Source organism: Cedecea sp., assembly GCF_036500665.1.
Lineage (GTDB): Bacteria > Pseudomonadota > Gammaproteobacteria > Enterobacterales > Enterobacteriaceae > Cedecea.
On record NZ_DASYBS010000118.1, the window covers coordinates 1 to 17,012 of the forward strand.

General features: G+C 57.1%; 15 protein-coding genes. 7 read left to right on the forward strand and 8 right to left on the reverse strand.

Translation table 11 applies throughout. From position 1 onward, the window contains the following. Positions 1 to 160 precede the first annotated feature (160 nt). The 3 genes from VGM55_RS20170 (at position 161) to VGM55_RS20180 (ending at position 4,112) form a co-directional block, all read left to right on the forward strand. A complete protein-coding gene (locus tag VGM55_RS20170; RefSeq protein ID WP_154188437.1) occupies positions 161 to 619 on the forward strand; it encodes a DNA polymerase III subunit chi in 459 nt (152 codons plus the stop codon). Positions 620 to 625: 6 nt separating this feature from the next. Further along, positions 626 to 3,481 carry a valine--tRNA ligase gene (locus tag VGM55_RS20175; protein WP_331636455.1) on the forward strand — a complete coding sequence of 952 codons (2,856 nt, stop codon included), beginning with the start codon at positions 626 to 628 and terminating at the stop codon, positions 3,479 to 3,481. Between the two features lie 109 nt (positions 3,482 to 3,590). Next, entirely contained in the window at positions 3,591 to 4,112 is a 522-nt protein-coding gene (locus VGM55_RS20180) for a GNAT family N-acetyltransferase (RefSeq protein WP_414648299.1), read from the forward strand. A 20-nt stretch (positions 4,113 to 4,132) separates the two neighbouring features. Here VGM55_RS20180 and VGM55_RS20185 read toward each other — a convergent pair whose 3' ends face one another. The 8 genes from VGM55_RS20185 to rraB form a co-directional block, all read right to left on the reverse strand. Further along, complete coding sequence (locus VGM55_RS20185; RefSeq protein ID WP_154188434.1) at positions 4,133 to 4,585, reverse strand: DUF1198 domain-containing protein; 453 nt, start codon at positions 4,583 to 4,585, stop codon at positions 4,133 to 4,135. Between the two features lie 156 nt (positions 4,586 to 4,741). Continuing rightward, entirely contained in the window at positions 4,742 to 6,133 is a 1,392-nt protein-coding gene (gene uhpT / locus VGM55_RS20190) for a hexose-6-phosphate:phosphate antiporter (RefSeq protein WP_154188433.1), read from the reverse strand. 138 nt (positions 6,134 to 6,271) lie between these two features. Next, complete coding sequence (locus VGM55_RS20195; protein WP_154188432.1) at positions 6,272 to 7,600, reverse strand: MFS transporter; 1,329 nt, start codon at positions 7,598 to 7,600, stop codon at positions 6,272 to 6,274. A gap of 9 nt (positions 7,601 to 7,609) precedes the next feature. Beyond that, on the reverse strand, positions 7,610 to 9,112 hold the full coding sequence (gene uhpB / locus VGM55_RS20200; RefSeq protein ID WP_154188431.1) for a signal transduction histidine-protein kinase/phosphatase UhpB: 1,503 nt from the start codon (positions 9,110 to 9,112) through the stop codon (positions 7,610 to 7,612). Beyond that, complete coding sequence (gene uhpA / locus VGM55_RS20205) at positions 9,112 to 9,702, reverse strand: transcriptional regulator UhpA (protein WP_331636456.1); 591 nt, start codon at positions 9,700 to 9,702, stop codon at positions 9,112 to 9,114. The genes uhpB and uhpA overlap by 1 nt, the downstream gene beginning before the upstream one ends. A 91-nt stretch (positions 9,703 to 9,793) precedes the next feature. Continuing rightward, on the reverse strand, positions 9,794 to 10,609 hold the full coding sequence (locus VGM55_RS20210; protein ID WP_154188429.1) for a topoisomerase II: 816 nt from the start codon (positions 10,607 to 10,609) through the stop codon (positions 9,794 to 9,796). 12 nt (positions 10,610 to 10,621) lie between these two features. Then, complete coding sequence (gene miaE / locus VGM55_RS20215) at positions 10,622 to 11,383, reverse strand: tRNA isopentenyl-2-thiomethyl-A-37 hydroxylase MiaE (protein ID WP_331636457.1); 762 nt, start codon at positions 11,381 to 11,383, stop codon at positions 10,622 to 10,624. 47 nt (positions 11,384 to 11,430) lie between these two features. Further along, on the reverse strand, positions 11,431 to 11,859 hold the full coding sequence (gene rraB, locus VGM55_RS20220; protein WP_331636458.1) for a ribonuclease E inhibitor RraB: 429 nt from the start codon (positions 11,857 to 11,859) through the stop codon (positions 11,431 to 11,433). A gap of 163 nt (positions 11,860 to 12,022) precedes the next feature. On the opposite strand from rraB, the gene argF (VGM55_RS20225) reads away from it, so the two are divergent. The 4 genes from argF (VGM55_RS20225) to argF (VGM55_RS20240) all read left to right on the forward strand — a co-directional run bounded on the left by argF (VGM55_RS20225) (position 12,023) and on the right by argF (VGM55_RS20240) (position 16,964). Next, a complete protein-coding gene (gene argF / locus VGM55_RS20225; RefSeq protein ID WP_331636459.1) occupies positions 12,023 to 13,027 on the forward strand; it encodes an ornithine carbamoyltransferase in 1,005 nt (334 codons plus the stop codon). A gap of 650 nt (positions 13,028 to 13,677) precedes the next feature. Then, a complete protein-coding gene (gene arcA, locus VGM55_RS20230; protein ID WP_038478617.1) occupies positions 13,678 to 14,898 on the forward strand; it encodes an arginine deiminase in 1,221 nt (406 codons plus the stop codon). A 13-nt stretch (positions 14,899 to 14,911) separates the two neighbouring features. Further along, complete coding sequence (locus tag VGM55_RS20235) at positions 14,912 to 15,826, forward strand: carbamate kinase (protein ID WP_331636461.1); 915 nt, start codon at positions 14,912 to 14,914, stop codon at positions 15,824 to 15,826. A gap of 133 nt (positions 15,827 to 15,959) precedes the next feature. After that, the gene (argF, locus tag VGM55_RS20240) at positions 15,960 to 16,964 is read left to right on the forward strand and encodes an ornithine carbamoyltransferase (RefSeq protein ID WP_154188425.1); all 1,005 of its coding nucleotides are present in this window, start codon (positions 15,960 to 15,962) and stop codon (positions 16,962 to 16,964) included. Positions 16,965 to 17,012: the final 48 nt, after the last annotated feature.

A 17,012-nucleotide genomic window follows, 5' to 3' on the forward strand; every position in this document is an offset into this window, starting at 1 on the left:
AACCGCTCCGGATTTAACGGTGAAGAGTAACGGCGAAGAGTAAGCGTAAAGCTTTACCCTCACCCTGAACGGGCATAAAAAACTCCGTTTGCTTCCCTCGCCCCGTTGGGGAGAGGGTTAGGGTGAGGGGCAACAACATTCAACTTAACAAGCTGGTCTCATGAAAAACGCGACGTTTTACCTGCTGGATAACGACACCCACGCCGAAGGGCTCAGTGCCGTAGAACAGCTGGTGTGCGAGCTGGCTGCGGATGGATTCCGTGCAGGTAAGCGGGTACTTATTGCCTGCGAGGACGAGCAGCAGGCGATTCGCCTCGATGAAGCGCTCTGGCAGCGGGATGCCCAGGCATTCGTCCCGCACAATCTGGCCGGTGAAGGCCCGCGCTACGGCGCGCCCGTCGAGCTGGCATGGCCTCAGCGCCGCGGCAGCGCTCCGCGGGATATTCTGATTAGCCTGCTTCCGCAGTTCGCAGATTTTGCCACCGCTTTCCTGGAAGTGATAGACTTCGTACCTTACGAAGAATCCCAGAAACAACTGGCCCGTGAGCGCTACAAAGCGTACCGCGTTGCCGGTTTCCACTTGACTACGGCGACCTACACCCCGCCGGGAACGACATAGCAGACAATGGAAAAGACATATAACCCGCAAGATATCGAACAGCCGCTTTACGAGCACTGGGAACAGCAGGGCTACTTTAAACCGAATGGCGACACCAGCCAGGAAAGCTTCTGCATCATGATCCCACCGCCGAACGTCACCGGCAGTTTGCATATGGGTCACGCCTTCCAGCAAACCATCATGGATACCATGATCCGTTACCAACGCATGCAGGGTAAAAACACCCTGTGGCAGGCGGGCACCGACCACGCCGGTATCGCGACCCAGATGGTGGTGGAGCGTAAAATCGCCGCCGAAGAGGGGAAAACTCGCCACGATTACGGCCGCGACGCGTTCATCGACAAAATCTGGCAGTGGAAGGCAGAATCCGGCGGCACCATTACCCGTCAGATGCGTCGTCTCGGTAACTCCGTAGACTGGGAGCGCGAGCGCTTCACCATGGACGAAGGCCTGTCCAACGCGGTGAAAGAAGTGTTCGTCCGCCTGTATAAAGAAGATCTGATTTACCGCGGCAAGCGCCTGGTAAACTGGGATCCAAAACTGCGTACCGCGATTTCCGACCTCGAAGTTGAGAACCGCGAGTCCAAAGGCTCCATGTGGCACCTGCGTTACCCGCTGGCCGATGGCGCGAAAACCGCAGACGGTAAAGATTACCTGATTGTCGCCACCACCCGCCCGGAAACGGTGCTCGGTGATACCGGCGTGGCCGTTAACCCGGAAGATCCGCGTTATAAAGACCTGATCGGTAAATTCGTGGTGCTGCCGCTGGTTAACCGCCGCATTCCTATCGTGGGCGACGAGCACGCAGACATGGAAAAAGGCACCGGCTGCGTGAAAATTACGCCTGCGCACGACTTTAACGACTACGAAGTTGGCCGCCGTCATCAGCTGCCAATGATCAACATTCTGACCTTCGACGGCGATATCCGCGAAACGGCAGAAGTTTTCGATACCAACGGCGAAGAGTCCGACGTTTATGCGTCCGACATCCCGGCAGAGTTCCAGAAGCTGGAACGTTTTGCCGCGCGTAAAGCCGTGGTCGCGAAGTTCGACGAACTTGGCCTGCTTGACGAAATCAAACCGCATGACCTGACCGTCCCTTACGGCGACCGTGGCGGCGTGGTTATCGAGCCAATGCTGACCGACCAGTGGTACGTGCGTACCGCACCGTTGGCAAAAGTGGCGGTAGAAGCCGTTGAGCAGGGCGACATCCAGTTCGTGCCTAAGCAGTACGAAAACATGTACTTCTCGTGGATGCGCGATATTCAGGACTGGTGTATCTCCCGTCAGCTGTGGTGGGGTCACCGTATCCCGGCCTGGTACGACGCAGAAGGCAACGTGTACGTTGGCCGGAACGTTGAGGAAGTCCGCGCCGAGAACAACCTGGGTGCCGACGTGGCGCTTAACCAGGATGAAGACGTGCTGGACACCTGGTTCTCCTCTGGCCTGTGGACCTTCTCCACCCTGGGCTGGCCGGAAAATACCGAAGCGCTGCGTACCTTCCACCCGACCAGCGTCATGGTCAGCGGCTTCGACATCATCTTCTTCTGGATTGCCCGCATGATCATGCTGACCATGCACTTCATCAAAGATGAAGACGGCAAGCCGCAGGTACCGTTTAAGACCGTCTATATGACCGGCCTTATTCGCGATGACGAAGGCCAGAAGATGTCAAAATCCAAAGGCAACGTTATCGACCCGCTGGACATGGTGGACGGCATTTCTCTGGAAGATCTTCTCGAGAAACGCACCGGCAACATGATGCAGCCTCAGCTCGCGGAGAAAATCCGCAAGCGCACCGAGAAACAGTTCCCGAACGGCATCGAGCCGCACGGCACCGACGCCCTGCGCTTTACCCTGGCGGCGCTGGCCTCTACCGGCCGCGACATCAACTGGGATATGAAGCGCCTGGAAGGCTATCGTAACTTCTGTAACAAGCTCTGGAACGCCAGCCGCTTCGTGCTGATGAACACCGAAGAGCAGGACTGCGGCTTCAACGGCGGCGAGCTGGTGCTCTCCCTGGCGGACCGGTGGATCCTGGCCGAGTTCAACCGCACCGTTAAAGCGTACCGCGAAGCGCTGGACAGCTACCGCTTCGATATCGCCGCCAACATTCTGTACGAGTTCACCTGGAACCAGTTCTGTGACTGGTACCTGGAGCTGACCAAGCCGGTCATGAACGGCGGTACTGAAGCGGAACTGCGCGGCACCCGTAATACGCTGGTGAACGTGCTGGAAGGCCTGCTGCGCCTGGCGCACCCGATCATTCCATTCATCACCGAAACCATCTGGCAGCGCGTGAAAGTGCTGAAAGGCATTACCGCAGACACCATCATGCTGCAAGAATTCCCGGCCTACGATGCGTCTCAGGTTGATGAAGCGGCGTTCGCGGACACCGAGTGGCTGAAGGACGTGATCACCGCGGTGCGTAACATTCGCGCCGAGATGAACATTGCCCCAGGCAAGCGTCTGGACGTGCTGCTGCGCGGCTGTAGTGAAGAGGCGATTCGTCGCGTGAGCGAAAACCGCACCTTCCTGCAGAACCTGGCTCGCCTGGAAAGCATCACTATTCTGCCTGTTGATGACAAAGGTCCGGTTTCCGTGACCAAGATTATCGATGGCGCAGAGCTGCTGATCCCGATGGCCGGCCTGGTTGATAAAGCCGCGGAGATCGAGCGTCTGGCGAAAGAAGTCGCGAAGATCGAAATCGAAATCGGCAAGATCGAAGGCAAGCTGTCCAACGAAGGCTTTGTCGCCCGTGCCCCGGCGGACGTTGTCGCCAAAGAGCGCGAGCGTCTCGAAGGCTTTGCCGACGCCAAAGCCAAGCTGATTGAACAGCAGGCCGTTATCGCCGCCCTGTAACCAGTCGCGCTGCATAATTCGCCCTGCACTTCGGTGCAGGGCGTTTTTATTGCGGCTTGCACCCTCCGTAATGAAGTGCTATTAACTGCTTTTATCCTTCCCTAAGCCTATGAGTCACATGATGAACACCACAGCCCCGGTTGATGTGAAGCTCCAGCTGCGCCGGATTACTGCCGAAGATAATTCGGCGATCGCCCGGGTTATTCGACAGGTATCGGCCGAATACGGCCTGACCGCCGATAAAGGCTATACCGTCGCGGACCCTAACCTTGATGAGCTGTACCAGCTCTACAGCCAGCCAGGCCATGCGTACTGGGTGGTGGAAATTAATGGCGAAGTGGTGGGCGGCGGCGGCGTGGCGCCGTTATCGTGTAGCGAGCCGGACATTTGTGAACTGCAGAAGATGTATTTCCTGCCGGTGGTTCGCGGCAAAGGCCTGGCGAAAAAGCTGGCGCTACAGGCGCTGGATCACGCCCGTGCCCAGGGCTTTAAGCGCTGTTACCTTGAGACCACGGCGTTTCTGAAAGAAGCCGTGGGTTTATACGAACACCTTGGCTTCGAGCATATTCCTGCCCCGCTCGGCTGCACCGGCCACGTGGATTGCGAAGTCACGATGCTCAAAGCGCTGTGATCACAGCGCAAAAACGAGTCTCAGTGCAGCCAGTGGACGCCATCTTCAGGCTGGAAGTAGCCGTTATAGCGCATCTGAAAGACGCTAATATCTGACTTATCCGGCTCCATTTCACGTAAAAAGCCCAGCGCCAGGCGAACCTGAGCGTCGGTAATCGGCGTGGCAAGCCGTGCCTTTTGTAGCCTCCGGTGCCACTGCTGCAGATTCTGATCGCTGCCGTCCACAATCACCATCTGCCAGACAAGCAAAACCTGCGCCGCATTTTGCAAATGGGACTCATCCGGGCGATGCAGGTACTGCAAAAACGCGTCGCCCTGCGCTTTCCCCATTTGATCGATCATCGATTCTACCGGCACCACGTCTATCCCCAGCCGCTCACTCAATCGGCGGATCGCCCGCCGGGAGTCAGAGGTTAACACCCGAAACCCAACAACAAACACCACACACAGCGTGGCCAACATAATCCAAATCATGAAGTTAGATACCCGGCAGCTTAACGACAATTTGCTATCAATGAATGCCGTGCAGTATAGCGCAATCACTTTTCTCAGTAATGCCTCATACCGGCGTTAACCGCAGCCATAAAAAAGCCCGGCGTTATGCCGGGCTGGAAGTGTTCACCAGAACGCTTAGGCTATCTTCAACTGCTGGATTTTTTTCTCACGGCGAATTTTACGCTCTTCAAATATCGCCACGATGGCCATCAGCACAATACAGCCGATTGCGGCCGCATCCAGGGCAGCAAAGGTGCCCGCCCAGCCGGTCAGGCCGAAGATCGGCGTGCCGTCGGCAATCATCCCCAGGCCCAGCTTGGCAAAGCTGTCGCCAATCAGGTAAGCGAAGGTGCCCTTGATGCCGTCTGCGGCGCCAATAGCTTTCTTAGGCACGAAGCCCACGGCGGCGACGCCAATCAGCAGCTGCGGTCCGAAGACCAGGAAGCCAAGCGCGAACAGCGAAGCCAGGTAAACGTACTGGTTGCTCGCATGCTGGTACACGCCCAGCGTAGCGATGATCAAGGCCAGCGCCACGCAGGCCACCAGCGCACGGCGGCCGTTGGCAAGGTCAGAGAGCCAGCCCCACAGCAGGGTGCCAACCAGCGCGCCCACTTCAAACAGGGTGAAGCCCTGAATCGCCACTTCTTTGGAGAGCTTCAGCTCCTGGAAGGCGTACACGGTGGACCACTGGTCGATGCCGATGCGCACCACGTACAGGAAGATGTTGGAGAAGCACAGCAGCCAGATCACTTTGTTTTTCAGCACATACTCAACAAAGATCTGCCATTTGGTCATCGAGTTATCTTCGGCTTCTTTATCTTCTTCGCTGACCTCTTCGCCAAACAGCTCTTCTGCGGTGCCGAGACCGTAAGACTCCGGGGAGTCGCTGCCGTAGCGCAGGGCAATAAAACCGACAATCAGCGCGATAACGGACGGGAAGATAAACATCCCGATGACGTGGCCGTCAAACAGGTAGTTCGCGCCAAACAGGGCCACACCGGCCGCGCCTGCGCCGCCGAGGTTGTGGGAGATGTTCCACATACCCAGGTAGCTGCCGCGCTTGCGGCGTGGCGTCCATTTGGTGATGGTCGAATAGCTGCACGACCCGCCGGTGCTCTGGAAGAAGCCGCTAAGCGCGTAGAAGGCGATCATCAGGAACAGACTAACCGAACCCGCGCCCATGCTGGCGCTGAAGCCAAGCATACAGATGGCGGAAAGGATCAGCATAAACGGCAGGAACTGCTTGGTGTTCTTCCCGTCCGCGTAATACGAAACCAGCGTTTTGCCCACGCCGTAGGTGATGGAGAAGCCGAGGCCGATCATCCCCAGCTGCGTCATGCTCAGCCCGTAGGTGGAGATCATGTCGTTCTGGGCAATGTTAAAGTTTTTGCGGATCAGATACATCGTCAGGTAGCCAATAAACACCACCAAATACGACTGCATAAACGGTTTGAACCACATTTTGCGCCGCACGTCGAGCGGCAGATCCAGGGTGGGCTTACGCACCTGGTTTAGAAAGGCCAGCATGGATGACTCCTGATATGAATACCTGCTTAATGGCAGGCATTGTAAAAATCAGCGAGCAAACTGGCCTGAGACAGCATCCAGGAGAGATCGGGAAAATTTCTTAGTTTTGCCCTTCTTGGGGTAAAAGGGTGAGATGTATCACGCTTCGCTGGCGGTGCGTGGAGTCTGGGCGTTTAAAAACGGCAGCAGCAGCAGGGCTGAGATCCCCGCGGCTATCGCGATCACCGCAAAGAAGCCGTTCCAGTGCCAGATGTCGATAACCCGCGCCAGCGGCCAGCCGGAAAGCGATGCGCCAAGGTAGGCAAACAGCCCGACAAACCCCGTTGCCGCTCCCGCCGCCTCTTTGTGCGAGCATTCTGCCGCCGCCATGCCGATCAGCATCTGCGGCCCAAACACGAAGAAGCCGGTGGTAAAGAAGCAGGCCGCCTGCATCACGTAGCTGGCAAAAGGCATCAGCCACAGCGAGCCAACGGAAAGCAGAATCCCAGCGGCGAAGATCAGGTTCATCGGCCCGCGATTGCCGTTGAACAGCTTGTCCGATCCCCAGCCCGCCACCAGCGCGCCGATAAATCCGCCCAGCTCGAACATCGTCACCGCCGAGTTGGCGGTAACCAGCCCGACGCCGAGCGTCTCCGACATATAGAGATTGCCCCAGTCGTTGATAGCCGCCCGCACCACGTACACCAGCACGTAGCACAGGGACAGCAGCCAGATATAAGGGTTAACCAACACGTACTTGTAGAGGATTTCTTTGCGCGTCAGCCCTGCCCCTTCCTGCTGCTGGGCGATCTCCAGCACGTCATGCTGCCAGTCGCCGACCGCCGGTAAGCCTACGGTTTGCGGCCTGTCGCGCAGCCGCCAACAGAGAAATAGCCCGGCGATAATCGCCAGCCCGCCGGCAATCATCATCCCGACACGCCAGCCGTACTGCAGCGCCGCCGCGCCCATGACGATCGGGATTAACGCCCCACCCACGTTGTGCGCCGTGTTCCACACCGCCCACCAGCCGCCGCGCTCGCTGCGGGAATACCACGCCGTCAGCAGGCGGGCACAGACCGGCGATCCCCAGCCCTGGAAAAAGGCGTTCAGCGCCCACAGCAGCGCAAATGCCCAAAGCGAGGTCGAGAAGCCAAACAGGATATTCACGATGCCGGTGGCTATCAGCCCGATGCCCATAAAGTACCGGGCATTGGAGAAGTCGCTGACGATCCCGGAGAAGAACTTCGACAGGCCGTAGGTGATGTAAAACAGCGTCGCCAGCAGGCCGATATCGGTGCGCTCCATCACGCCGGTGGCGAGGATTTCCGGCGCGGCGGCGTTAAAGCTTTTGCGGGTAAAATAAAACAGCGCGTAGCCGAGCCAGATGGTTATCAGAATATGTCGACGCCAGTAGCGGTAGCGGGCATCAATCTCGTTTTTATCGCTAAGCGGCACAATACTGGCCGGGACTTTTAAAAAATTGAACATGCTCGCCCCTTAGAGATAGCGCAATGGTAGGCTTACGCTGACGCGAGTGCCGTGGGTGCAGGAAATCGCAAACGTTCCGCCAAGCGCCGTCACGCGTTCGCGCATCCCGGTAAGCCCAAAGCCCTGCTGCCCGGAGCCGGGCGGCAGGCCGCTGCCGTCGTCTTCAATCACCAGCATCAGCCGCTCGCCCTGCTGCCAGCCCTGCAGGGTTACCGCGCTGGCGCTGGCGTGCTTCACGATGTTGTTGAGCCCTTCCTGGCACACGCGGAACAGCGTCACGCGCTGCCCTTCGCTAAGCAGGGGTTCATCGATTTGCCAGTCGATGTGGCTGACGATACCGCGGCTTTCCAGCTCCATTTCACGCATCAGGGAACGTACCGCCTGCTCGAGGGACAAATCATCCAGCTGACGCGGGCGTAAGCGCCCCAGCAGGCGACGCACCGAGTCATAAACGCCAAGCGAAAGCTGTTCGATATGCGCCCCGCTGCGCTTAACGCCCTCGTTTTCCGGCGCCTGACGCTGGACGATGCCGGCCTGGGTACGGATCGCCGTAATCGTCTGCCCAATATCGTCATGCAGTTCGCGCGCCACTTCCCGCCGCACGCTCTCTTCAGTTTCCAGCAGACGTTCGGCCAGGCGACGATTACGCACAAGCTCGGTTTGCAGCGACTGGTTAAGCTCGCGAAGACGCTGGATCCCTGCGCCGAGCAATAGCCCAGTCAGGCTTTGCGCCAGCAGCGACAGCAGAAGATCGACCGGATGATCGTGCCAGGTCTGGCTGGCTATTAGCGCGATGGCGTTCATCAGGGTAGCTATCAGCGCCCCCTGCCAACCGTAGTGCCAGGCCAGGGCAATGATCGGCAGTGCAAGACAGAACGGCGTAAAGCGGGAAAGTTCGGCGGGCAAACCCAGCTGTAGCCAGAGGCTGACGGCAAACAGCAGCAGATACCAAATCAAATGACGCCCGCGCCAGTTGACCGGCTGGGAGACCAGCGCCGGGCCGAGAGGCTGCCAGACGGTGCTGGTCAGATAGTGCCAGATCACCAGGCAGGTCGGCGCCAGGGTCAAACCGCCGGTCAGCGTCAGCAATAGCGCATTCAGCGATTCCTGCCCCTGTCCAAGCCAGGGTAGCGACTGAAGCAGCGCGGCGGCAATTAGCGCCGCGCCCTGCCGCAGAAGGGTGCGCCAGTCGCGCTGATGGCGATAGCGGGAAATCAGCGCCACCGGCAGGACGGTGAGCACCCCGCCCAGCATCAACAGCGGCAGATGCGCCAGCGCCACTTCCTGTGCGAGCCAGGCAAGCATCAACCACTCCGCGCCCAGCAGAACCGGCCAGTAGCCGCGCGGGCATTGCAGCATCAGCCCTAACCGTAATCCAAAGGGGAACAGCAACACCGCCAGCTCTGGGCGCTCCACCAGGTGTAGGCTGATGCTCCACAGGCAGAACCACGCGGCGGAGAAGATAAAAAAGCTGGCAATCACGGCGATCGGCCGCGAGAAGAAAAGCTGCATCACCAGCCGTCAAACAGGCGGCGCGCCAGCGCCACGTCGTTGCTGACGTCGAGTTTTTCCATCAGGTTGGCGCGGTGAACGTGGACCGTTTTTGGCGACAGCCCAAGCTCGATAGCAATCTCTTTTACCGCCATACCCTGCGCCAGCTTTTCCGCGACCTGCCGCTCGCGCTTCGTCAGCGGATCCTGCCGCCCGGCCGCCAGCTTCATGGCGATATCCGGCGTCAGGTAGCAGCCGCCCGTCGCCACGGTGCGCACGGCGGCAATCAGTTCGTCCGGGCTACAGCGTTTGGATAAAAAGCCGCGCGCCCCGGCGTTCAGCGCCTGCTCCACCAACGCCGGGCTGTCATGTACCGACAGCATAATTGTCGCCATCCCTTTCGGCAGCTGGCTAAGCAGCTCCAGGCCGGAAATATCCGGCATTGAGATATCGCAAATGCAGACCTGCACGCCGTGCCCCGCCAGCCCCGCCAGCGCCTCGCGCCCGGAGCCGAACTCGGCCACAACCTGAAAATCCGCCTCCAGCCCAAGAAGTTGGGCAAAGCCGGAGCGGACGATAAGGTGGTCGTCGATAAGGGCAATGGCGGTCATGATGCTTTCCAGGAAGGTAAAAAACGCGCTTACCTTAGCGATAAGCGCGTGACTGTTCAAGCCTTAAGCGATTTGTACGCTACGCTGCCAGCTACTCCTGCGCCACTGACAGGCGAATGATCCCGGCGGCTCGGGCCGGAGGAAGCTGCAGTACGTTGCGCCACAGATCCTGCACCTGATTACAAACCAGCCCCTCTTTCCCGACCGCCTTGTGCGGATCGGACATAAGCTGGAGGTCACTCCCGTAGCGCTGCGTCAACTGCTGAACAACAGGCTGAATATCCTGCCGAGCCTGTTCGCGTTCGGCGTCGGTGACGCCATGTTTGTCCGGGCCATAGGCAGAGCGCATCATCGCCGCATCCACCTGCATACGGCGCAACGTCACGTCGCGCGGCAGAATTTTCGTGGAGTTAATGCCACCCTTCACGTCCGGGAACAGGAAGCGGAAACAGGCGTCATCGCTGGACTTTTGCACCATCGCCGTTTGCTGCATGTTCACCTGCATAAACGCCACCACATTGTCATCCGTCGCGCTTTGCAAACGCTTCATTTCGACCGCGAGGATTTGCGGCTGGATGGTGTCGATCACCTCCTGCTCGCTTTTCCCCTGCTGATGCATCGCCACCGCCTGCTGGCGAATAGACATCCACAGCGCGGGCTCCTGCTCCTTCAGCACCTGATAAACCGGCATCTGGGCCATCGCATCATCAAGCTCGGCCAGTTCTTGCCCGGCTCTGTCACGCGGAAGAAGGTATTTTACGTCGAGGATGTTCCACGCCATGATGGCGACCAGCGCAATCACCACTGCCCCCACTTTACCGACCCAGCCTTTCTTGCGAAATACGCCGACCATCGCCGCGATTACCGCGCCGACATAGCCTGCAATAATGACGTGGGTCCAGTTCATGGCACATCCTTTTTAGTCTGCGGGGACGCCGCTGTGAAAACGAAACGCGTCATCGTGGCTGCAAATCAGCCCGGCCTCAACCTCACCAAAGAAACGAATACGTTCGCGGATATCACCCCCGGCGATCTGCTCCGCCAGCGTTAAATAGTCCTGATAGTGACGCGCTTCGGAACGCAGCAGCGACAGATAGAAACGCTGTAATTCATAGTCCAGGTGCGGTGCCAGAGCCGCAAATCGTTCGCAAGACCTCGCTTCGATATAGGCCCCACAAATCAGCTTATCCACCAGCATCAGCGGTTCATGCGTGCGTGTTTCACTCAGTAAACCTTTAGCGTAGCGGCTGGCGGTGATTTTGGCGTACGGGATGTTACGGGCAATCATGATTTCCCGCACCTGCCAAAAATGGTGCAGCTCTTCTTTAATCAGCAGCAGCATGCTGTCGATAAGCTGCTGCCCCCAGCCGTGCGTCGTTTTCGGCATGATGCTTTTGTTCAGGCCTTTATGAAGCGCCAGAAAATCGGGTTCCTCACCTTCACGAAAAGCAAAAGCCTCATAGGGCTGCAGCCAGGCCAGCAGCGCCTGCGAACCTTCTTTATCTGCCACGTATTTACGGATGAGCAGCATCGCGGTTTGCGCGGCTTTCAGTTCGCAAATCATATGGTCGGTTAGCAGCAGGGGCAGATTTTCCGGGCGACGGGCTTTTTGAATCCATGCTTTGGGCGTTGGGCACAGCAGGAATTGGTTTATCGGGGAAAGGAGTTGCTGGTAGTCCATGAGGTATCCTGAAGCGCAGCGGCTGAACGCCGCTGCACCGCTTACTTTTAGTGACGGACGCCGTCGTCGTCGTCGTCCTGATATTCGTCGTCTTCTTCGCCTTCCTCACCCTCTTCGCCGTTCGGGTCTTCGAAGTAGGTGCCCCAGCCGTCATATTCCACGCCGAATTTTTCCGCCAGGTTCAGCAGCTGCTCAACCTGCGCATCAATCAGCTCAGGGTTAAGCGCACATTCACTCAGAATGTCACAGCAAATAACGGTGTCACCTTCCTCCACTTCCAGCTCTTCCGGGTCGGTGACTTCATAACCCAGCTTGAAAGCTTCAACGGCGGCTTTCTCCAGCGTTTCGAAATCATCCGCAGAAAGGTGGTGTTCGATGGTGTACAACGCGTCCGGATCGCTACCGTCGTCCAGCAGTTCTTCAATGATTAAACGTGTTTCTTCGCGCTGTTCTTCCAGCTGTTCTGGATTTGCCATGGCCCTTTCCTCAAATGTGTAGGCAGATACTCTCATTTTCACACACGCCGGGGTTTGCCTCCACCTTTCACCGCAAAGTTTTAACCCTTGGGGTTGCAATTGAATATTAATACATATAAATTGAATTTTAATTCAATAAAAGCTTGTACCATGCGAGGAAAAAATGAGTCACTTCTATCAGAAAAACTTTCTTAAGCTGCTCGATTTTACCCCTGCTCAACTTAACGAATTGCTGGTCCTTTCCGCCAAACTGAAAAGTGACAAGAAAAAAGGAACAGAGATTCAGCATCTTACTGGCAAGAATATTGCGCTCATCTTCGAAAAAGATTCGACTCGTACTCGCTGCTCTTTCGAAGTTGCCGCTTATGACCAGGGTGCGCGCGTCACTTACCTCGGCCCAAGCGGCAGCCAGATTGGGCATAAAGAATCAATTAAGGATACGGCGCGCGTGCTGGGCCGTATTTATGACGGCATTCAGTATCGCGGCTATGGTCAGGATATCGTCGAAACCCTCGCCAGCTATGCGGGCGTGCCGGTGTGGAACGGGCTGACCAACGAGTATCACCCCACGCAGCTGCTGGCGGATTTGCTCACCATGCAGGAACAGTTGCCGGGCAAAAACCTGAATGAGATGACGCTGGTGTACGCCGGGGACGCGCGCAACAACATGGGTAACTCCATGCTTGAGGCCGCCGCACTGACCGGCCTTGATCTGCGCCTTGTGGCGCCGAAAGCCTGCTGGCCGGACGAAAAACTCGTTGCCGAATGCCGGGCCATGGCCGAAAAAACCGGTGGAAAAATCACGCTGACCGAAGACGTTGCCGCGGGCGTTAAGGGCGCGGACTTCATCTATACCGACGTTTGGGTGTCGATGGGCGAAGCCAAAGAGAAGTGGGCCGAGCGTATCGCCCTGCTGCGTCCTTACCAGGTTAACAGCGCCATGCTGGCGTTAACCGGCAATCCGCAGGTCAAATTCCTGCACTGTCTGCCGGCGTTTCACGATGATCAAACCACGCTGGGCAAGCAAATGGCGCTGGAGTTCGACCTGCACGGCGGCATGGAGGTTACCGACGAAGTGTTTGAGTCTTCCCACAGCGTCGTATTCGACCAGGCTGAAAATCGTATGCACACCATCAAGGCCGTTATGGTCGCCACGCTGGCAAAATAGTTTTTTCGCTCCCAGGGCTTATCCTGGCCCCTCGGCGGCCTTCCCGTCCGAGGGGTTTTCTTTTCCTCCGCATGTTTATTACTAAAAATGTTGCGTGTCTGGTGCATCACCCGCGTTTTTTATGCACAAAAAAGGCATAACCTCATACAACGTCAGTTTAAACACACCACCAACACATTGTTTTATTGTAAGTAATAAGAAAAAACTCTTCCCGCTCACAGTTTCCATTCACTGCATTAATGCCCGATTGAAAATAACTATTGTTCTATTTTCTTCCTTGCACGGCATTAAACAAAACCCACAATGAATAACCATTCAGAATGAGAATAAATAACATTAATAATCAATGTATTAAGAAATTCCTGTTTTCGCATAAAATCACAACCCTTTAACACTCAGAAATAATTAAAACCCCTTCAGCGAGTAATTATGCATCTGTCATCAGCCGTATAATTGCTATTTCCTGACGCCCATCAATTAATAACAAGACAAATAAAAACAGCCTTGAGCACGTGATAAACCTCACATTAAATGGTTGTGAGGAAATTAAGATACGCCACGAAGACAACTTAACGGGTTATTAAAATCGCGACGCAATACTCATTGCGCCACAGGCACTTTTATCTCCGGATTAATGCAAAGGAATAGTCATGGACAAACATTATGTCGGTTCCGAAATAGGTCAATTACGTAGCGTGATGCTGCATCGCCCAAACCTCAGCCTGAAAAGACTTACCCCTTCTAACTGTCAGGAATTATTATTTGACGACGTGCTGTCGGTTGAACGCGCCGGTGAAGAACATGATGTGTTCGCCAACACCCTGCGCGGCGAAGGCGTCGAGGTTCTGCTGCTCACCGACCTGCTGACGCAGACGCTGGACGTCAGCGATGCCAAGGCCTGGCTGCTGAATACGCAGGTTTCAGACTATCGGCTCGGGCCAGCTTTCGCCTCCGATGTGCGCGGCTGGCTGGCCGATATGCCACACCGTGAACTGGCGCGTCGCCTTTCTGGTGGGCTGACCTACGGGGAAATTCCGACGCATATAAAAAATATGGTAGTGGATACCCACGCCGCGACCGATTTTATTATGAAGCCACTGCCAAATCATTTATTCACCCGCGATACATCCTGCTGGATTTATAACGGCGTCTCTATTAACCCAATGGCGAAAGCAGCTCGCCAACGCGAAACCAATAATTTAAGAGCGATTTATCGCTGGCATCCGGCATTTACCGACGGAAAATTTATTAAATATTACGGCGACGAAAATATTAATTACGATCACGCCACGCTGGAGGGCGGAGACGTATTAGTGATTGGCCGCGGTGCGGTATTAATTGGCATGTCCGAGCGCACCACGCCTCAGGGCATCGAGTTCCTCGCGGAATCATTATTCAAACATCAGCAGGCAACGCGCGTGATTGCCGTTGAGCTGCCGAAACACCGCTCGTGTATGCACCTCGATACCGTCATGACCCATCTCGATATCGACACCTTCTCCGTTTACCCGGAAGTCGTCCGCAAAGACGTGCAGTGCTGGACCTTAACCCCTGACGGCCACGGCGGCATCAAGCGCCACCAGGAAACCAGCCTGGTGAACGCCATCGAAAAAGCGCTGGGTATCGATCAGGTCAAGCTCATCACCACCGGCGGCGACGCCTTTGAAGCCGAACGTGAGCAGTGGAACGACGCCAACAACGTGCTGACCGTTCGCCCCGGCGTTGTCATCGGCTACGAACGCAACATCTGGACCAACGAGAAATACGACAAAGCCGGGATCACCGTTCTGCCGATCCCTGGCGATGAACTGGGGCGCGGGCGCGGCGGCGCACGCTGCATGAGCTGCCCGCTGGACCGCGACGGAATTTAAGGGAGCAAAGCATATGGAACTGAAACCAACGCTGGTTGTGGCGCTCGGCGGGAATGCCCTGCTGAAGCGCGGAGAACCACTGGAAGCCGACCTGCAGCGCAAAAACATCGAGCTGGCGGCGAAAACTATTGCCCAGCTTACCCGCGCCTGGCGCGTCGTGCTGGTGCACGGCAATGGCCCGCAGGTTGGCCTGCTTGCCCTGCAAAACAGCGCCTACCAAAACGTGAGCCCTTATCCGCTGGACGTTCTCGGCGCGGAGAGCCAGGGAATGATCGGCTACATGTTGCAGCAGGCGCTGAAAAATCATCTGCCTGACCGTGAAGTCAGCGTGCTGCTGACCCAGGTTGAGGTCGATCCGCAGGATCCGGCCTTCAGCAACCCGACCAAGTATATCGGCCCGGTGTACAGCAGAGAGCAGGCGGATGAGCTGGTGCGTGACAAAGGCTGGTCGGTAAAAGCTGATGGGCAGTATTTCCGCCGCGTGGTGCCGTCACCCCAGCCGAAACGCATCGTCGAAAGCGACGCCATTACGGCGCTCATCCAGCGTGACCATCTGGTTATCTGCAACGGCGGCGGCGGCGTGCCGGTGGTGGAGAAAGCCGACGGCTACCACGGGATTGAAGCGGTCATTGATAAGGATCTTTCCGCCGCGCTGCTGGCCCGCCAGATAGAGGCCGACGCCCTGCTGATCCTGACCGACGCCGACGCGGTTTACCTCAACTGGGGCACGCCAGCGCAGCATCCCCTCACCAGCGTAACGCCGGCAGAGCTTGAAGGGATGAGCTTCGATGCCGGATCGATGGGGCCCAAAGTGGCCGCCTGCAGCCGCTTTGTCGCCAGCTGCCACGGCATCGCCGGGATCGGCGCGCTGGAGGATGGCCCGGCGATTCTGGCCGGTGAGAAAGGCACGCTTATTCGGGAGCAGTGAAAGCCCCTCACCCTAACCCTCTCCCCCAAGGGGAGAGGGAATGAAACAGAGTCGCCCGCATTTCCCCCTCTCCCTTTTAGGGAGAGGGCCGGGGTGAGGGTCAGCAAACTATTACTCTTCAAGGATAACGAAAATGACTATCAACTTAAAAAACCGTAATTTCCTGAAACTCCTCGACTTCAAACCTGCAGAAATTCAGTACCTCATCGACCTGGCCCGTGACCTGAAGGCGGCCAAACAGGCCGGTACTGAGAAAAAAACGCTATGCGGTAAAAACATCGCGCTGATCTTCGAGAAAACCTCCACCCGCACCCGCTGCGCCTTTGAGGTCGGCGCGTTTGACCAGGGCGCGCTGGTGACCTACCTCGGGCCAAGCGGTTCACAAATCGGCCATAAAGAGTCGATGAAAGACACCGCTCGCGTACTGGGGCGCATGTACGACGGAATTGAATACCGCGGCTATGGCCAGGACATCGTCGAAGAGCTGGGGGAATACGCGGGCGTGCCGGTGTGGAACGGGCTGACCAATGAATTCCACCCAACCCAGATCCTCGCCGACCTGATGACCATGCTGGAGCACGCGCCGGGCAAAAAACTTCAGGATCTCTCCTTCGCCTATCTCGGCGATGCCCGCAACAACATGGGCAATTCCCTGATGGTGGGTGCCGCCAAGATGGGCATGGACATTCGCCTGGTGGCACCTAAAGCCTTCTGGCCTGAAGCGACGCTGGTCGAACAATGCCGCACCATCGCCAAAGAAACCGGCGGCAGCATCATGCTGACCGACAGCGTGGAAGAAGGCGTTGCGGGCGTGGATTTCCTCTACACCGACGTCTGGGTTTCGATGGGGGAACCTAAAGAAGCCTGGGCCGAACGTGTGAGCATCATGACGCCGTACCAGGTCAACCAGAACGTCCTCAACGCGACCGGCAACCCGGACGTCAAGTTCATGCACTGCCTGCCCGCCTTCCACAACGAACACACCAAAGTCGGCAAAGAGATCGAGGAAACCTACGGCCTGAAAGGGCTCGAGGTCACCGAAGAGGTCTTTGAGTCAAAACACGCCATCGTCTTCGACGAAGCCGAAAACCGTATGCACACCATCAAAGCCGTAATGGTTGCCACGCTCGGCGCGTAACGCTGTCGGGCAGTGGGAACCTCTCGCTGCCCGTTTTACCCTTGTGCT